Annotated in this window: 10 protein-coding genes and 1 CRISPR repeat array; of the genes, 3 read left to right on the plus strand and 7 right to left on the minus strand. The window is 56.1% G+C overall.

What is annotated here, in order from left to right:
• Nucleotides 1-492 precede the first annotated feature (492 nt).
• On the plus strand, nt 493-1,068 hold the full coding sequence (locus tag GA0071314_RS17340) for a hypothetical protein (RefSeq protein ID WP_074397789.1): 576 nt from the start codon (nt 493-495) through the stop codon (nt 1,066-1,068).
• Here the strand turns inward: GA0071314_RS17340 and GA0071314_RS17345 are convergent.
• Complete coding sequence (locus tag GA0071314_RS17345) at nt 1,065-2,099, minus strand: acyltransferase family protein (protein ID WP_074397790.1); 1,035 nt, start codon at nt 2,097-2,099, stop codon at nt 1,065-1,067. The genes GA0071314_RS17340 and GA0071314_RS17345 overlap by 4 nt on opposite strands.
• Before the next feature lie 118 nt (nt 2,100-2,217).
• Between GA0071314_RS17345 and GA0071314_RS17350 the strand changes: the two genes are divergently transcribed.
• Together GA0071314_RS17350 and GA0071314_RS17355 are read left to right on the plus strand one after the other, a co-directional pair.
• Nucleotides 2,218-3,153 (plus strand): alpha/beta hydrolase, encoded by a 936-nt coding sequence (locus tag GA0071314_RS17350; protein WP_082934291.1) that lies wholly within the window; start codon nt 2,218-2,220, stop codon nt 3,151-3,153.
• Nucleotides 3,154-3,217: 64 nt separating this feature from the next.
• Nucleotides 3,218-3,520, plus strand: a complete 303-nt coding sequence (locus GA0071314_RS17355) for a hypothetical protein (protein ID WP_074397791.1) — start codon at nt 3,218-3,220, stop codon at nt 3,518-3,520.
• A 78-nt stretch (nt 3,521-3,598) separates the two neighbouring features.
• Nucleotides 3,599-7,947: a CRISPR direct-repeat array (repeat unit 28 nt; unit sequence TTTCTGAGCTGCCTGGGCGGCAGCTAAC).
• A 129-nt stretch (nt 7,948-8,076) separates the two neighbouring features.
• On the opposite strand, the gene cas6f is transcribed toward GA0071314_RS17355, so the two are convergent.
• The 6 genes from cas6f to cas1f form a co-directional block, all read right to left on the minus strand.
• Nucleotides 8,077-8,646, minus strand: a complete 570-nt coding sequence (gene cas6f / locus GA0071314_RS17360; RefSeq protein ID WP_074397792.1) for a type I-F CRISPR-associated endoribonuclease Cas6/Csy4 — start codon at nt 8,644-8,646, stop codon at nt 8,077-8,079.
• 3 nt (nt 8,647-8,649) lie between these two features.
• The gene (gene csy3, locus GA0071314_RS17365; protein WP_074397793.1) at nt 8,650-9,675 is read right to left on the minus strand and encodes a type I-F CRISPR-associated protein Csy3; all 1,026 of its coding nucleotides are present in this window, start codon (nt 9,673-9,675) and stop codon (nt 8,650-8,652) included.
• Between the two features lie 15 nt (nt 9,676-9,690).
• Nucleotides 9,691-10,659 (minus strand): type I-F CRISPR-associated protein Csy2, encoded by a 969-nt coding sequence (gene csy2, locus GA0071314_RS17370; RefSeq protein ID WP_074397794.1) that lies wholly within the window; start codon nt 10,657-10,659, stop codon nt 9,691-9,693.
• Nucleotides 10,652-12,028 carry a type I-F CRISPR-associated protein Csy1 gene (gene csy1, locus GA0071314_RS17375; protein WP_074397795.1) on the minus strand — a complete coding sequence of 459 codons (1,377 nt, stop codon included), beginning with the start codon at nt 12,026-12,028 and terminating at the stop codon, nt 10,652-10,654. The genes csy2 and csy1 overlap by 8 nt, the downstream gene beginning before the upstream one ends.
• A 224-nt stretch (nt 12,029-12,252) precedes the next feature.
• Nucleotides 12,253-15,600 carry a type I-F CRISPR-associated helicase Cas3f gene (gene cas3f / locus GA0071314_RS17385; RefSeq protein WP_074397797.1) on the minus strand — a complete coding sequence of 1,116 codons (3,348 nt, stop codon included), beginning with the start codon at nt 15,598-15,600 and terminating at the stop codon, nt 12,253-12,255.
• The gene (cas1f, locus tag GA0071314_RS17390; RefSeq protein WP_074397798.1) at nt 15,597-16,571 is read right to left on the minus strand and encodes a type I-F CRISPR-associated endonuclease Cas1f; all 975 of its coding nucleotides are present in this window, start codon (nt 16,569-16,571) and stop codon (nt 15,597-15,599) included. The genes cas3f and cas1f overlap by 4 nt, the downstream gene beginning before the upstream one ends.
• Between the last annotated feature and the right edge of the window lie 17 nt (nt 16,572-16,588).

Genomic DNA, 16,588 nt, shown 5'->3' on the forward strand with positions numbered 1-16,588 from the left:
AATGTTGTTCGACATAACGCGTGCATCATGGCACGCCTGCCTTGCTTGTTCACTCAACGTTTGTTCATTGCATTCAACAGAACGCCTAGCGATAACGAAACCGGCTAATGTTGTAGCACGCCGCAAGGCGCTTTGCCTATGACTTACTTAGCCGCTACAGGTAACAATGCAGATTGCGTGCCACTATTGCACCAATATGGCATAAAAAAACATCAAGTCATTGTTTTAAATGCACTTTAAAAATAAAAACCGTGCCACTTCATGTTGCATCTAGAGCTTGACTACCAATATACGGCTTTATAAGGACAACAAAAGCACCAAGTTTGTGCAAAAACAAGCCCGCTAGCACCAAAAAAGTGCATTGCGTTGTAAGCCCTGAGCACAGCAAACATTATTTGCTTGCGCACCAAACAATAGATACTATATTAAACTTTTAGACACAGTCAGTTACACTAAACAAAAAATAAACACACAAGGCCGGAGGGCACCCCCATGAAGTCGGTATGTTTTATTATCGACACCTGCGTCACCGGTGCCCAATTGCCGCGCCACCTTCATGCCATTTACCATGCAGCCGCCGACCACCCCGCCTATTCGCTGCAGGTAACCAGCCTTAACCATGACAATCGATTATCACTCATCGAGCAACGTTTTGCTGCGCACTGCATCGTCTCGCCGGCCACCACCCTGGGCGCACGGCTTAATCACGCCGCTGCCGCCAGCCAGGCCGAATGGTTGATTTTTGCGCTGCACGCCACCGCACTACCAGCGACCTTATGGCGGGCGCTTTTTCCTATGTTGGATAGCTACGCCGTTGAGGCTGTTGTACTCGGCGCCAGCGAACCCACTTTGCCAGCACGATTACTGCAACGCTTTTTAGCCACCACACTGCAATCGCCCCCTTACATAGCGGTGCGACGTACATGGCTCGAACGTCTGGGAGGTTTCGACCCTGAACTCGACCGTAGCGCCATACACGACTTCTTACAGCGTTTGCATGCCTGCCCGACCCGTATCCATACCTTCACTTCTCAAGCGCCTATCCCCCCAACAGGTCATATTGCCTAGCGCATCGCCACATTCAGCTGTTTGCCGAACATCATCGACCCGATCCTCGACTTGTTGACCACGTTGCTTAATACGATGCACCCCACCATGCTTACCACGGCAAGAATCGCGGCATAGACCACAATTGGCAGCGATAAAGGCGCGATCACTAAATCGGTGACGATGAAAAACATCGGATGCGCCAAGTAAATGCCAAACGAATAAACATTGATTTTGCGCACCCAGTTGGGCGCGGTGTAGCCTTTAAGCCGTCGCGTGGTGCATAGGGTAAACAACACAAAGAACGGAATGATCCACACCTCTTTCGAGGTGAAGTCCGGCAAGTGGGCGAGCGTTGCGATGCAGAGTCCGAGCACAAAAATCCCCAGGCAGGCCGGTAGAGCCAGATATTTCATCCATAACGGTCGCTCGGCTTTAATACCGTTTGGCGCCAATGGGTAATACCGAACCAGCACTAGGGCCAGGAAAAACAGATACAGCCAGCCCAGCGGCGCCACCCACAGCAGGTACCCAGGGGGGTCGACGCCATACCAGTAGGCCGTTCCCCAATAGCCCATGCTGATCAAACAGGAAAGCCAGAACCACGGCACCGGATTGACCCGCCAAAGACGCCAACGGGTAAACAGCCAATAGCCGACGTAAAACTGCATGGCGATAATCAGGAAGTAGCCGTGCCAGCCCGCGTAAACAAAATACTGGACAGCATTGCCCCAGAAGCTGATCGGATCGCCCTCTGCCCATGCCCGCACCCACTCCGCCGTTGAATAAATAAGTCCATAGACAAAATAAGGCAGCATGATGTACTTAACGCGCTGGCGTATGAACCCCTCGGGCACTTCTTTATCGTAACGAATAGCGAACACAAACACCGATATAAACAAGAAAATCGGCGTCCCCAGCACCAGCGGAATACGCATGAAATCGGTAACGAGATTGTCTACGTAGTTATTCACCTGATCCATCAAGTGGAATAAAAAAACGGCGATACAGCCGTAGGCTCTCAGCCAAAAGATCTCTTCAACTTTTTGCACGAGTCCTCCCGCTAGTGTGTTGTTGCGCTACGCTTTACGCATTAGCGACCTGAACATCTCACGCCGTGGGCTGTCCGACCTCATTGATACTCGATAATTCCCAGCAGACGAGGTGCTCATGAGAAAACGCCCCCCTTGGCGGCTCGGGGCCGTCAGCCTGTTTGGTTTATTCGCGGGCTTATTGGCCACCTGTTCGACCACCCTCGCTAGCAGTGTTGAACGGCACCACTTCGATTCGACCACCTTGGGAAACCCTTACCCCTATACGGTATATTTGCCCGATGGTTACGCTGATGACAGCGATACGGTTTACCCAGTGGTTTACCTTCTACATGGCTCGTTCGGTAACGAGCGCGACTGGGTAGCCAAAGGCAATTTAAAGCAGACCGCCGACCGACTGATCCGCGCCGGGCACATCCCCCCCAGCGTATTCATCATGCCCGGTAGCCGTAGCTGGTGGGTTGATGGCTATAACGAAGCGGCCCGCAGCGCCTTTTTCAATGACCTTATGCCTCACGTGGAAGAACGCTACCGCGTAGGCGATGAACGTGCGATGCGCGGCGTAGCCGGGCTTTCCGCTGGTGGCTTTGGTGCGCTTAATTTTGCCCTGGAACGCCCCGACATGTTCGCTGCGGTGGGCGCGCTAAGCCCCGCCAGCTACGCGCCTTTCCCACCGGCCAACTCCTCGGCCAATCGCCACCCTGCGTTTTTAAACGAACAAGGCGAGTTCGACCGCCAACTTTGGGAACAGCTAAACTATACCGCACACCTTGAAGATTACCGCATTCAGGTCACGCCGCGCCCCGCTGCGGAGGAAAGCGATGTGCTTCCCGTGCCGCTGTATATTAGCGCAGGACGTAGTGATGTATTTGACGCTGAGCTCCATGCTCGCCAGCTGCGCCTGGCAATGGAGCAAATTCAGCCCAACGACGTACATCTAGACCTGTACCCCGGCGGACACACCTGGCAAGTATGGCGGGCTAGCCTGCCTGCGGCGCTTAACTTTATGTTCCAGCACATCGGCCAACCCGCCCAGAGCGAAAGCGGCGAATAGGCTACGCTAACGTAAAGACATTTACCTTTGTCCCTTACAACACAACACGAAGAAGGAATTTGTTATGCATCGACACATCGAATGGGATGAGCCAGGAAGCGCCAGCGTAACTCAGCTCTACGCCAAAGACGCCAATTTCGACCCCACGCCCCATACCGGCGACATTCTCACGGCGCGGTATCAGGGTTGCTCAGTGCGCATCGACGTACGCAGCTACCGCGAGGACGATGCCGTCAGCATTGGTGATGTGGTCGCCATCATCGACGCCCAAGGCCAACGCCTGGACAGCCGAGGCAAGCTCCAAAAAGGCGACACCGTCCGCCTGCCCGACGACAAACGGGCCATGGAGCCTGCACCGGAGGAATAGGGCTAGGCATCATAAACGTCTACTTGCTGCCTGGGCGGCAGCCAACCAAACCTGGCCATCTTCACAGCGTGGGCCGTTTTTCTGAGCTGCCTGGGCGGCAGCTAACGCTCGTCGCTTTTGTGGCCAGCATCGGGGAGTTTTCTGAGCTGCCTGGGCGGCAGCTAACACATTGCCTTGGGTCTGGGCTTGCTGGTCGCTTTTCTGAGCTGCCTGGGCGGCAGCTAACCCGTTCACGCCCGGCGGCGTAGCTCTGGCGCATTTCTGAGCTGCCTGGGCGGCAGCTAACTGGCTTTGAGATAAGGCTCCGGGTTGCCTGCATTTCTGAGCTGCCTGGGCGGCAGCTAACGGCCATGCGCGCCCAGGCCCGCTATAACCGCTTTTCTGAGCTGCCTGGGCGGCAGCTAACATGATTGCCCGGGGTTTCATCCTCGGCGTGCTTTTCTGAGCTGCCTGGGCGGCAGCTAACCGCTTCCTCCAGCTCTTCAGCGACTTTCAGGCTTTCTGAGCTGCCTGGGCGGCAGCTAACCCAACGAATTCAAAGACGAAGAGCGCGTCACCTTTCTGAGCTGCCTGGGCGGCAGCTAACCGTAAGGAAGAAAAGAGGCTGCCGGTATTCCTTTTCTGAGCTGCCTGGGCGGCAGCTAACCCTATGCACGTGCGACGGCATTCGGTGACCTATTTCTGAGCTGCCTGGGCGGCAGCTAACTCACCCATAGCAAAAGCAATTCAGCGCGGCGGTTTCTGAGCTGCCTGGGCGGCAGCTAACCTGAATAGACGCCATCGGGTTAACTTCCAACATTTCTGAGCTGCCTGGGCGGCAGCTAACTGCGCGACTACATTATAGCGGGTCGTACATTTTTTCTGAGCTGCCTGGGCGGCAGCTAACTGTGCAATTATTTCAATCACTTTACGCTCAATTTTCTGAGCTGCCTGGGCGGCAGCTAACTCAGTTTTATGGCCTGCCGTCCGTCACTGTATTTTCTGAGCTGCCTGGGCGGCAGCTAACAAGTCTTCCAGGAAGGCGCGGCCGGTCGTCTTTTTCTGAGCTGCCTGGGCGGCAGCTAACTTCTCGCGCAGCCACTTGATATAGGCCTTCTTTTTCTGAGCTGCCTGGGCGGCAGCTAACGCCATGGTTAAAGATTATGCCCACCTGCTCCATTTCTGAGCTGCCTGGGCGGCAGCTAACAACGCCCTTGGCGGCGCTGGGTCGCTCTGGCTTTTCTGAGCTGCCTGGGCGGCAGCTAACTTGTACAAGACGAAGCGCACCACCTAGTGCATTTTCTGAGCTGCCTGGGCGGCAGCTAACCCAGACAAAGCGCCGGGGCGCGCATCTCTATTTTTCTGAGCTGCCTGGGCGGCAGCTAACAATGGCGTGACGGGCGCGGCCATGGCCCGGGTTTTCTGAGCTGCCTGGGCGGCAGCTAACTTGTCCCTACGCCTGCCTAGCGCCCCCTGGGATTTCTGAGCTGCCTGGGCGGCAGCTAACAAGGGTGTAATCGCCGCGCTCGATGTCGAGCATTTCTGAGCTGCCTGGGCGGCAGCTAACATTGGAAAAGTCGGTGCGTATTCCGAGCAGACTTTCTGAGCTGCCTGGGCGGCAGCTAACGGGGTGCTAAACAGCAGCCGACGACTGCGGGCTTTCTGAGCTGCCTGGGCGGCAGCTAACCCCGCGTTCGATCAAGGCCCCGAGCTTACCCATTTCTGAGCTGCCTGGGCGGCAGCTAACTCACCTCTGCCAACACCAGGTGACCCATTTCATTTCTGAGCTGCCTGGGCGGCAGCTAACGTGTATCGCAATTACCTGGGTGCTGGGACGGTTTTCTGAGCTGCCTGGGCGGCAGCTAACAAGTCGCAGCGGGCCAGGGCTCTCGACTGATATTTCTGAGCTGCCTGGGCGGCAGCTAACTTAGACATGATTGGTTTCCTCATTTACGTGGTTTTCTGAGCTGCCTGGGCGGCAGCTAACAGCCGATTTACTGGGCGCTTCCAGCGGTGCCGTTTCTGAGCTGCCTGGGCGGCAGCTAACGGTGTGTTACGGCTCGCCGTCTCGGTCACGTTTTTCTGAGCTGCCTGGGCGGCAGCTAACGGCCACCACCCTGCGAACGGTTTACTCTTGGATTTCTGAGCTGCCTGGGCGGCAGCTAACGTCGCCGCCGTGAGCAGCGGCAGCGCGTGCTATTTCTGAGCTGCCTGGGCGGCAGCTAACCTACCCACAGGATCTATTCGCGAGTGCAGCCATTTCTGAGCTGCCTGGGCGGCAGCTAACCAAGATATGGCCGCAGTGCTGGGCGTGCTGCGTTTCTGAGCTGCCTGGGCGGCAGCTAACGAAGTCGCCCTTTATGACGACCTTGGACACAATTTCTGAGCTGCCTGGGCGGCAGCTAACTGGGAGCTGCGGGGCGTCGACTGCATCCCGCTTTTCTGAGCTGCCTGGGCGGCAGCTAACCTTACCGGCCGCCGCCAGCGCTACGCCAAGCTTTTCTGAGCTGCCTGGGCGGCAGCTAACGAAAAGCGACACCGAATCCGCCGCCCAGTCAGTTTCTGAGCTGCCTGGGCGGCAGCTAACTGACGGCGGCACGCAGGCCTGAGCGTTCGTCTTTTCTGAGCTGCCTGGGCGGCAGCTAACAAGGCGGGGGTTAGTGATCTACCCGTCAGGCATTTCTGAGCTGCCTGGGCGGCAGCTAACCGAGTGGAGGAGGGGTTAATGACTCAGGCTAATTTCTGAGCTGCCTGGGCGGCAGCTAACGGGTGCTCGGGCTTTCGATGCTGCGCTGTGACTTTCTGAGCTGCCTGGGCGGCAGCTAACTCATGATTCACCTCAGTTCTGAACAAGCGATTTTTCTGAGCTGCCTGGGCGGCAGCTAACGCATCGTCTGGCAGTCGCACTCCATCGGCAGATTTCTGAGCTGCCTGGGCGGCAGCTAACCACATGTTGGGCTCGTCATGCAGCAGCCAGTATTTCTGAGCTGCCTGGGCGGCAGCTAACCTGCGCAACGTGCTTTGGGGCGCGCACGTCGATTTCTGAGCTGCCTGGGCGGCAGCTAACTCGAGCACGTCCTCCGCTCGCGCCCGGCTGCTTTTCTGAGCTGCCTGGGCGGCAGCTAACAACCTGCAAAAGGTCCGCTTCCAGGGCGTCCCTTTCTGAGCTGCCTGGGCGGCAGCTAACGTGAGCAGCAGGGCAAGAGCTTTGAACAGGAATTTCTGAGCTGCCTGGGCGGCAGCTAACATGTCGCAGAGCTTCATCCCTGGTTTGATCGTTTTCTGAGCTGCCTGGGCGGCAGCTAACCAATCGCCTTCAACCGCACCTTTGTCGATCTTTTTCTGAGCTGCCTGGGCGGCAGCTAACTCGGCCAATCTCGGCGAACGGGTAGGCGTTGATTTCTGAGCTGCCTGGGCGGCAGCTAACGCATTGTCTGGCAGCGTTCGTTCAGGGTCTCATTTCTGAGCTGCCTGGGCGGCAGCTAACTGTGTTGCTTTAGTCATTCGAGATTCCTTTACTTTCTGAGCTGCCTGGGCGGCAGCTAACACCGTCGGGCCAATCAGGCCGATGCCGTCACCTTTCTGAGCTGCCTGGGCGGCAGCTAACGGCAGTATCGATCAGGATGCCCGCACTGTAGATTTCTGAGCTGCCTGGGCGGCAGCTAACGCCTTGCACCTTTACCAGGCCACCTGCCAGCATTTCTGAGCTGCCTGGGCGGCAGCTAACGGTTCTCCTATCACTTTTGCGAGATAAGGATTTTTCTGAGCTGCCTGGGCGGCAGCTAACGTATCGCCACGGAAGAACGGGATGGCGCTTCCTTTCTGAGCTGCCTGGGCGGCAGCTAACCTGAGTGATTTCCCAGGCAATGGTGTTTTCCATTTCTGAGCTGCCTGGGCGGCAGCTAACATGAGAGCGGAGTCAGAGGTGTTGCAATAGTCTTTCTGAGCTGCCTGGGCGGCAGCTAACGAGCGCTGCACCGCGTTTTCTTGCGCTGATTGTTTCTGAGCTGCCTGGGCGGCAGCTAACGATGACAAGCTGCCGCACCGTGAAATGGTCGATTTCTGAGCTGCCTGGGCGGCAGCTAACAAACCGAGATTCTGAATAAGGCTTGGCTATGATTTCTGAGCTGCCTGGGCGGCAGCTAACGAATCCAGCATCCTGAAGGGCATGATGGGAAATTTCTGAGCTGCCTGGGCGGCAGCTAACGAATCATCTTCGGCCAACTTCAGAATGTCCTTTTTCTGAGCTGCCTGGGCGGCAGCTAACCGCTGCTCGCCGTATTCGTTTTCGCTTTCCGCTTTCTGAGCTGCCTGGGCGGCAGCTAACTGGCGCGCTTGGCTTGAACGCCGTGCGTGTTGTTTCTGAGCTGCCTGGGCGGCAGCTAACATCGAAACCCCGCTGGACGAGGATTATGAGTTCTTTCTGAGCTGCCTGGGCGGCAGCTAACTAGAGCTTATCAAAATTAATATGCTGATTGTTAAAGAGCTTTAGCCGAAAAAAGCGGTATCACTCTTTTTTGAGCGATACCGCTAAGTGATTGATTATTGGTTACCAATTTTCATGTTGAAAAAAAGGGTCAAAACCACGGTACGGTCGCGTTACTGCTTAAACCGTAGTGGTTAAACGCTCCCGCCACCGAGCTTTCCTGGGGCTTGCTGTGTTCAATAAACAGGCTGAAACGCTGCTGGGTAGAACGACTATTGATCTGCACAAAGGGTAGCTCAATACGCCGTTCCGCCAGCTTGGCATAAATCTTCCGCGCTTCGTCTTCCGAGATATCATGCCGTTTGGCGTAACGTTTGGCCCGGCTTTCACTCCCCGTATTAAACTGCTTACGCGCCACGTTGATATGCTGAGCACTAGCAGGCACCGTAAGCACTTCGCTAACCTGGGTGTGATCGCGCATGCCGGTTAGCCAATCTGCACTCATTAGCTGCTGCAAACGCGCTTGCGTGCCATGCAAGCGAAGGTGATCACCCAGTGTGCGAGCGCGTACACCGTGCTTATGGCTAGGGAAACTGACACCTAAATCTTCGGCCTGTAAATCAAACAGCGCCCGGTGCAGCTTGTTATAAAGCGCGCCCATTAACATTGCCGGGGCAAAGTCAGGGTCGGGCCTTAAACGAATGTCGATATAGTGATCCATGGTTTACCCCGCTTCGCCGAATACACCGCCGCGAATCAGGGTCGCCATAACAAAGTGCTGGTCTTCCTTCGTAGGCACTTGATCCTTGATCATCCAGTTATCTAGCAGAGAGTAGAAATCAGCCTTCTGCTTGGGCTGGCGGTTCGCTTTGCCCTGCGTGGTCACTGAGCCATACGGCTCAACAGCAATAGGGCCTAGGTCTTCATCGTTTTCATTGGGGTACCAAGTGTCGATGGTACGAATGGCGTTACCCAATTTCTGCGAGTGAATACCGGCAATCTTGCTAACGTGATAAAGCGTTTTGCTCTTATCACCCCGGCCCCGATCAAGAATCAGCTCTTGTGAAGGGAACACTTCTTGGCCACTGCCCACACGCACATAAGCCACTACCTCTAGCAGTAAGTGCTGCTCACCGGCCAGTGCGGAGGCAATAAGTCCGGCGAGCTCTTTAAGCTCGGTGGTGTCCTCGAAAGCCCGTAAAGAGAGCGACAGCGCATCAAACGTCCACTCTTTGGTGGCTTTGCCCTTTTCCAGTTGGCGAACACTGACCTCTACCTGTTCTGCCCCCATGCGATTGCGCCACAGGAAGCGGCCATTAGCGAGGTTATTGGCATAGCGATGTGCCAGCTCGCCAAATCCTTCCGCTTGTTTATACTCGGCAACTGCCTGCTCAAGCTTGGCTTGGTACTCAGCGTTATTGCAGGCAGAGGGCGTTCCGGCACCAGCCAAAACGCGCAGCGTAAAACGAGCGACTAAGGTGTCTGCATCGTGGGGCAGCGTGGCTACATCCACTGTTTGCAGATTGGGATTTTCAATTGCAGCGTCTAGCTTGGCGGGGTCTTGGTCTTTGCCTTTCAACCGGTTTGAGATAGTGCCGCGCACTGATTTTTCACGCACTGCGACCGGCTGCCACTGCTGTTCATCTTCCCGCTTCTCCCAACTGCTGGCGTAAAGCAGTGCGTCAGAAGGATCAAGCTTGCGCTCAAAAGCGAGGACGGAAGCGGTTTTAACGGTATCGTTTTTAGCCATGATAAAGCTCCTTGTTTACTGTGCTGAGGCGCGAAGGTGGTAATCGTTGTTGAGTCGGTAAAGTCCCGCTTCTTCGTCGTTATCAACGTACCAAAGCAGGTCTTCAGGTTGCTTCATGCGGTGGGGGCTTACCCATTCGCCAATGGAGTAGAGGCTTTCGACAAAGCGGAAATGGGTTTGGGTATCGCGGGCATTGGCCACTTCTCCGGGTGGGAAAAGATCAGAAATTTTGCCGTAACCTACGGGGATTGGCACCAGCCAGCCGCGATAGGGGCGCTGTGCCTGCCAAACGGGCTTCTCGTTGGGTTCGCCCTCATTTTCTAACGTGCAGTAATGGTTAAGACGAGAAAGGTCTAACCACGCATCAAGCAAGCTGGCATCGGGATTTTGCTGTTGCAGCGTTTGCCAGTGCTCGGTGAGGTAGTCGTCACGCAGGGTTAGCGCAAAGCCCGGCAACCAGCGGCGCTTTAGGCGGGCGAACTGCTTTTGCCGTTCTTCTTCATCGTCATCAAGCGTGACCCATTGCGGGCGTTGCTTGTGGCTTGGCACGGCGCGGTTAGGGATAACGCTGCCACCGGCAATACGCATGCCCGCGACAATCTCGCCGATTTGTTTGGCAATATCGTCATGCTCACTTTCCGCCTCGGCGGTATCAATGGTGAAGATCAGCGTGATATCAAGATGAACGCGCCCTTCCTCCACAATCGCTGCTGTGCCGCCGGTTTTATCCACTGGGTTACGGGTGAGATGAAAACCACGGATATAGCCGCCTTCGGTGGCTTGGGCTTCAAAGTCGTGGCAAATAATCCCAACACGGCCTAATGAAACGGGAAGACTCGCATCTGCTAACTTCCGCTCTAGCGCATGCATCAAGCCCACAAAAGCACTCATGGCAGGAAAGCCCCAGGTCATTGGGCTGGAAATCGCGTTGGCGTTTTGCACCCGCAGGCGCGGCAGGACTAGGAGGTTTTTCACTTTACTCATCGTCATCACCTCCTGGCAGGTTGTGTAAATCTTCCATTAGGCTTTCCATCCATCGACGGTCACGATCCTGCAGGCGTTGATGGGTAGCATCTTTCGCCAGTGTTTTCTTCCAGTGACGAAATTCCACATCGCCTAATGGGAGCTTTTCACCCAGCACGGTATTAAGCCAGCTAGCAAAGCGGTGGCGAATCTCGTCTGCCCATTCCACGCTGTTCCGCGCTTCACGAAAAGCAGCATCTTCCTCGGCACGGCCAGGATCTAGCCAAAAGGCTTCTTCGGCGACCAGTTCACATTTTTCATCGTCGCTCCATCCTGCGGGCAGGCTATGCATTTGCATGGCAAACAGCGCCAGCTCGTCCATCAACATGGCGGTGTAGTCGTCACGCAGGTCACGGGTGTGAATATCAGTGGAGGGGTTGGTTTCCAGAAAGCGCTTGAGGTCTTTAACAAGGGAGCGCACTTCTGACCGGCTGCCAAATACACCAGGGTGAGAAAACACAGAGGCTACTTTTAGCGGCGGGCGAATATCACGCACATTCCAACTGGGCGGAAGCGATGCCAATAAATAGTTGTTACCGCCCCGCTCGCTATTCAGTTGCGAGATATTCTGCGGCTTGGTGCCGCCCATTTTTTGTACGGCCAGGTTGGGGTAGCTGTGAACAGGTTGCTCAGCGTATTTACCTTCCCGCTTGGCCTTCCGTGCCTCTTTAGCCTCTTCGCTAAAGCGGTCATGGTTAATGGTTTGAAAGACACGATGGGCCAACGAGGTGGCATAGAGCGGGGCTAGCAAACGGAAGTTATCGGCGTCATTTTCTAGGTCTGCGGCATCATCACCCACCAGCCAGTAGAGCTGTTTGCCTCGAGTATGTGAGGCGTGCTCACCCCGCGGTTCGGTAATTGCCGCAAAGGCACTGATCCACGCCTGGGCTTGTTCGGGATTATCACTTAACGCTTTGGCAAACTCGCTATCGTTTTCTAGAGCACGCTCAAGCAGCGATTTTCCTTCGAACTGCAGCTTCAAGAACTTATACACATCCAAGGCTGCGGCGTTCCCCACCACATCGCCCGCAAAATCAGCGGTTAGCACATGACTACCCACTAGGTTGTGAGCATGTAGCGATTCGGGTGGGGCGTAAAGATTGGAGCCTTTGGCATCGGGGTGGATAGGCTTGAGGGAGTGGGTTACGACTTGTAGTTGACCAACGCGCCTTGCCGCATCGTTGATCCAGGTATCGAATTGGAACTGCTCAACCAGTGCCTGGTATTTCGGGTCATCGGGAGCTAGCTTTTCCGCCTTGGTATCGAAGCGCTCTTTTAGGAAGGCTTCGATCCCAGAGCGAATTTCTGCTGCTCTGCTATTATTTGCCATACGTTTTCCTTTTGGTTATTTCACCCTGCTGGCATAGCAATGATGATAAATCACAGCGATCACACCTTCAGTATTCTTTGGTCTGAAGAAGACCAACAATTTGTAGGCTTATGCTCACGATTTCCAAGTCTCTCTTGGCTTGCTAATGACAGCGCTGAAGCCCTTGCTGGCATACAAACCCTGGCTTGCGAAACGCTCGCAGATATTAACGAGCAGGTTTAACGTCATTTGCTACGCCAAAACCCCAACACCGGGTGATACCCCCAGCGCTGGTTTCTAGCCGAGGCCGTTACCGTCCCAAAGGTACGGGCGGCGCGATCCAGTGACATATCCAGGTCTTCCGCTAAGTCAGCCAGGGCCGTTAAGTAGTCGCTGGCCCCCCAGGGTTGAATCCGCTCGCCCTGCTCTTTTGCCAGGTCTACCCGCACCAGCAGGCTCTCCTCCACCGGCACATAGAGCTTTTCGCCCCGCCTTGCGCCATCGTCTACGCGGTGTAGCGTCCAGGTTTCGCCGCCTTCATCGGGCAGCAGCGCTAGGGTTATTTCAGGTTCGAGCTGCTGGCGAAAGGGGTCTCGCTGAATCAATACCCCGGTTAAATGAAGCTGCGGCATTACATGCCAGCTATAAGCACCCAGCGGCGGCGGCTTGGGGGCTTTCCCTATTCTTAGCTCTTTTTTGGTTAACGGCTCGGCGGGCTGCTCGATCATTAACTGGTGCAGCCGCTCGTGCTCCAGATCGACGAGACTTTCTTTAGCGTGCAGCACTTCACGCGCCAGCACGCGGGGGCGGGCATCGATCACCTGGTACTCATCAGGCGTTAACAAGGTGTTAAGTGAGTGGTTTTTGAGACGCCAGGTGGCGTTTGTTTCGAAGCCTGGCTTATAAAAAGCAGGTTCACCCGGCCGCTCAAGGTCTTTTAGATTGGTCTCTAAGAGCAAAATATTGGCCACTTCGCAAGGTCGTTCGCGGTGGCGGCGCACCCGGCCCGCTAGCTGGATAATCGAGCGCATGGAGGAAGGCTCTACTATCGCCCAGTCGTAATCGTGGTCGCGGCCGACTTCGGTGACCGGCGAGCCCAGCACAATAAACAGGTGGTCGTTTTCTTCACCGCCATCCAGTAAGCGGCGGATATCCGGCTGCTGGAAAACGCGTTCAGGCTCGGCTCGTTGCAGCGCTTTATCTAACCGGCGCTCAATTTCTGAGCGCATCACCAACGGGTGGCGGGAGTGGTAGACGCAGAGGTGAATGCGCACACCTTCAGGAGCGCCCTGCTGAAACAGCGCCCTGGCCACATCCACCAAGGGGTCAATATTGGCCATACGTATAAGGCCAAAGCTGACGCGTTTGCTGGTGTGGGGATCAACGGAATGGTGCTGCTGGTGAAGCGCCAGTGAATGCTCGCGTAGCAGCGCTGCAACCGCGGGCCTGATCTCTGCTGGGCGTTTGCCCAGCGCTGGCAATGCTAGAATTTCGCCACGGCGGCGTACCGGGCTTTTGGCTAGGCGCTCCAACCGCCGCTTGGCAAAGGCATGATGCGCGGCCTTGAAGGTCTCGCTGCTGGCGCAGTTTTCATGCTGGCGGTCGTGCTCGTCGAACCAAGCGCAGCAGATATCCACCGCCAAACCCGGCTCGCCGCGGTGACGCTGAAAGGCCTCACGACCGCTGCGATAGGCTTCATACAAACCTTCGACCAATGCGGGCGGCAAGGTGGCCGATGACAGTAGCACCCGCGATCCCAAAAGCCCTGCCCAATTCACTAATCGAGTAAGCGCGGGAAGGTCGTTGATATCGAAATCGTCGATTTCGTCGAGCACTAGATCACTGCTCATTAGCCGCAGCATAGGCACGATCTGTCGCCCGCCGCGCGTGCTTTCCGTGGCGGGCACCAGGTGGTCAACGGTACATACCAAAATGGGCGAGGCAATCAAAGCACGGGTGCCCGGTTCATTATTAAGGCGGCGCAGCACCGGGTGGCTATCAAAGTTGCCGTCAAACACCACATGGGCGTCTTCTTCGATCAGCGCCTGTTGGGACGCCGAGCCGCTGGCTTCGGCTTCTTGTTCGTAGTGTTCAAACAGGGTTTTATTGGCGCTTCCCCCCACGCGCACGGCGAGTTCATCTTCACCCAAATGCAGACGTTCACGCAGGGCCTGACCGGTTTGCAGCGTTAGCGTGCGTAACCCCAGCGCTATGCTAAAACGCGCGCCCTGTTGAGGGTCAGCCAGCGCATACATAATGCGTCCATTGGCCAGGGTTTTACCGCAGCCGGTGGAGGCCATATTGATGCCAAAAAAGCCCTGGCGCTGGCTACGCTCCCTCAACGACTGGGCCAGATCAAAGGCTTTATCCTGCCAGCGAAAACGCGGGTGACTGCTGCGTTTACGAAAGCCCTTGTGGCGCGCTAAACGGGGCAGGTGGCTGTCGACACTGGGCAGCGCACGGGCGACCGCAGCGGCGTGTTTTTCAACGCCCAGAATATGCTCATCCAACGGCTGGTTGGGCTTGCCGGTTTTACGCACAGTATTAGCGGTCAACGGATAATTTGGCTCGCCCCGCACGCGATGTTGAAGGTCTTCCAGGCTTGAGTAGTGGTGATCGGCCAGCATTAGGCTAAGCCGAGCTAAATGCATAACGTAGCGGCTTTCCAGCCAGTGACCACCATTATTCTGCAGCCGCGCCTGCAGCCGAGAGGCAAGTTTGTTGGCACGTTCGCGCCAGCGCGGTGTACTAACCGGTAAGCCCTTACTGAACTGCCAGTACGGTGCTATCCGTTTAGGGTCTTGGGTCTCAGGAATCTCGTTCCACTCGGCATGAATAGAAGCAAACAGCCCGCCTAGCTGCTCGGCCTGAAGTGGCGCCTTTCCTCTGCCCCAGCGCCGTTCATTCTCGCCATCGCTTTCCGGTGGCTTTAAGGGTAGCCGGTGATGGCTAAGCACCAGCCAACCCAGCGCGGCAGCTAGCGGTGGCAATTGGCTAAACACCGCAGAAATAGGAGCATCTATTCCGTCACGCTCCAAACCCTCCAGCCAGTCCTGCTCTTGATAGTCGCCTTCGGCCAGGCGCGCCAGCCAGGTAGCGTCGTCGTCACTTCCTATAAAAGCTTGGAACAGGCGTAGCGATATCCACTCATGGCGGTATAAGTTGCGCCCTTCCAGTTTGCCTTTAAGTCGCTGCTGGAAGGCGTCGCAGGCTTTTCCCAGGTCATGCAGTAACGCGGCCATAGCGGTGAGCAAGAGAATATCTTCACCGTTGTGCCAGTCATTTTCATCGCGGCGGCGCAGAATATCCCGGGCGGTGGTATTGGTCGGTACTGCGCCATTGAGATTGAACTGAGCAGCATCCCCCACCACCCACATCAGCTCACTATGGTCGTGTCCACGAATCCAGTGGCAAGCAACGGCAGTATTCTTGCGGGCGGTTTTGCGTAGCAGCTTACGCAGCGTCTCCAGCCCTGCCTGGGTGATCGGCGTTTGCCAAGTGCGGTCGCCCCGGCGCTCGGCAAACTGATCAAGCACACGCCGGGTTTGCTTGAGAGCATTTTTATTGCACTGGGAAATCAGCAGCACATTCATGCGTCGCCACTCCCCAGCTCCTGGGCGACTTCCTTGAGCGTATCGATCATAAAGTCGAGGGATTCGGTGCGAGTTAGGCGCTCAATGCAGGCTTGGCGAAACTCTTGCTCTTCATCGCCGCGCATGGCGGAAATAAACGCCTGGGGCAAAATCACCGCGTCTTTCACCAGATCCGCCACATCAAAGACTAAACCACCCCGGCGGGTTTTACCGTGGAGTACCGCCAGCCCATGGGGAATGCCCAGCACCCAGGTGGCGGTGGCTGCCAAGCCGTAGGCTAAATAGTTGCCGTGATCGAGAAAACGGTTGGCAGGGTCGGTGCCCGTACCACGCTTGGCGCGGGTGAAGTCACCGTAATCAACGGCATTCACCGCCAGCTTGAACAGAGTTTTGGTTAAACGCGCTTCCAAAGTCAGTAGATCGACGGTGCTGGGGGCTTGCTTGATCGCTTCGCGGTGGTGGGTCAGCGCGCTATGCAGATGGTCGGTAGAAGTACTGAAGCCTGCGTCTTTCATCACGCGGCTTGTCCAAAGCGCTTCGATACGGGCAAGCCGAGCTTGCTGAAACGCGCGGGCGGCATCCAGGCGTTTGGCATCGTCAAACCAGAAGCGTACCCAGTATTGCAAGTACTCCGTTGGCCGGTACTCGCTTTGCGGGGTCAGCCAAGCGACATCCACGTCAACTTCATTGGCAGCAAATAGTGGCGTACCGCCGCCGCCACAAAACCCGACGAGTACACCTGCTTTGGCTAGCTCGCGCATGGCCGCCTGGGTTATTGAAGTGCCGGTGCCCAACAGTATCGAGGTAGTGTTGGCGATGGGGATATTCCAGTAGCGGGATTTACTGCCCTCGTCGGTGACGTACTCCACCCGGCCACCATTCACCAACACCCGGCAGTGCTGCAGGTAATAGAGGTTGGCGCGCTTGGAGTGAAGAATGGTTTTTAGGTCGGACGGCGATAAATCATCCATATGGCGTCCCTGCCTTA

It is taken from the genome of Halomonas sp. HL-93, assembly GCF_900086985.1.
Taxonomy (GTDB): Bacteria; Pseudomonadota; Gammaproteobacteria; order Pseudomonadales; family Halomonadaceae; genus Vreelandella.

Coding starts and splice junctions, on each gene's coding strand:
- GA0071314_RS17355 (WP_074397791.1), top strand. CDS start 3,218: ATGCATCGACACATCGAATGGGATGAGCCAGGAAGCGCCAGCGTAACT.
- csy2 (WP_074397794.1), bottom strand. CDS start 10,659: ATGAGTAAAGTGAAAAACCTCCTAGTCCTGCCGCGCCTGCGGGTGCAA.
- cas3f (WP_074397797.1), bottom strand. CDS start 15,600: ATGAATGTGCTGCTGATTTCCCAGTGCAATAAAAATGCTCTCAAGCAA.
- csy3 (WP_074397793.1), bottom strand. CDS start 9,675: ATGGCTAAAAACGATACCGTTAAAACCGCTTCCGTCCTCGCTTTTGAG.
- cas1f (WP_074397798.1), bottom strand. CDS start 16,571: ATGGATGATTTATCGCCGTCCGACCTAAAAACCATTCTTCACTCCAAG.
- GA0071314_RS17340 (WP_074397789.1), top strand. CDS start 493: ATGAAGTCGGTATGTTTTATTATCGACACCTGCGTCACCGGTGCCCAA.
- csy1 (WP_074397795.1), bottom strand. CDS start 12,028: ATGGCAAATAATAGCAGAGCAGCAGAAATTCGCTCTGGGATCGAAGCC.
- cas6f (WP_074397792.1), bottom strand. CDS start 8,646: ATGGATCACTATATCGACATTCGTTTAAGGCCCGACCCTGACTTTGCC.
- GA0071314_RS17350 (WP_082934291.1), top strand. CDS start 2,218: ATGAGAAAACGCCCCCCTTGGCGGCTCGGGGCCGTCAGCCTGTTTGGT.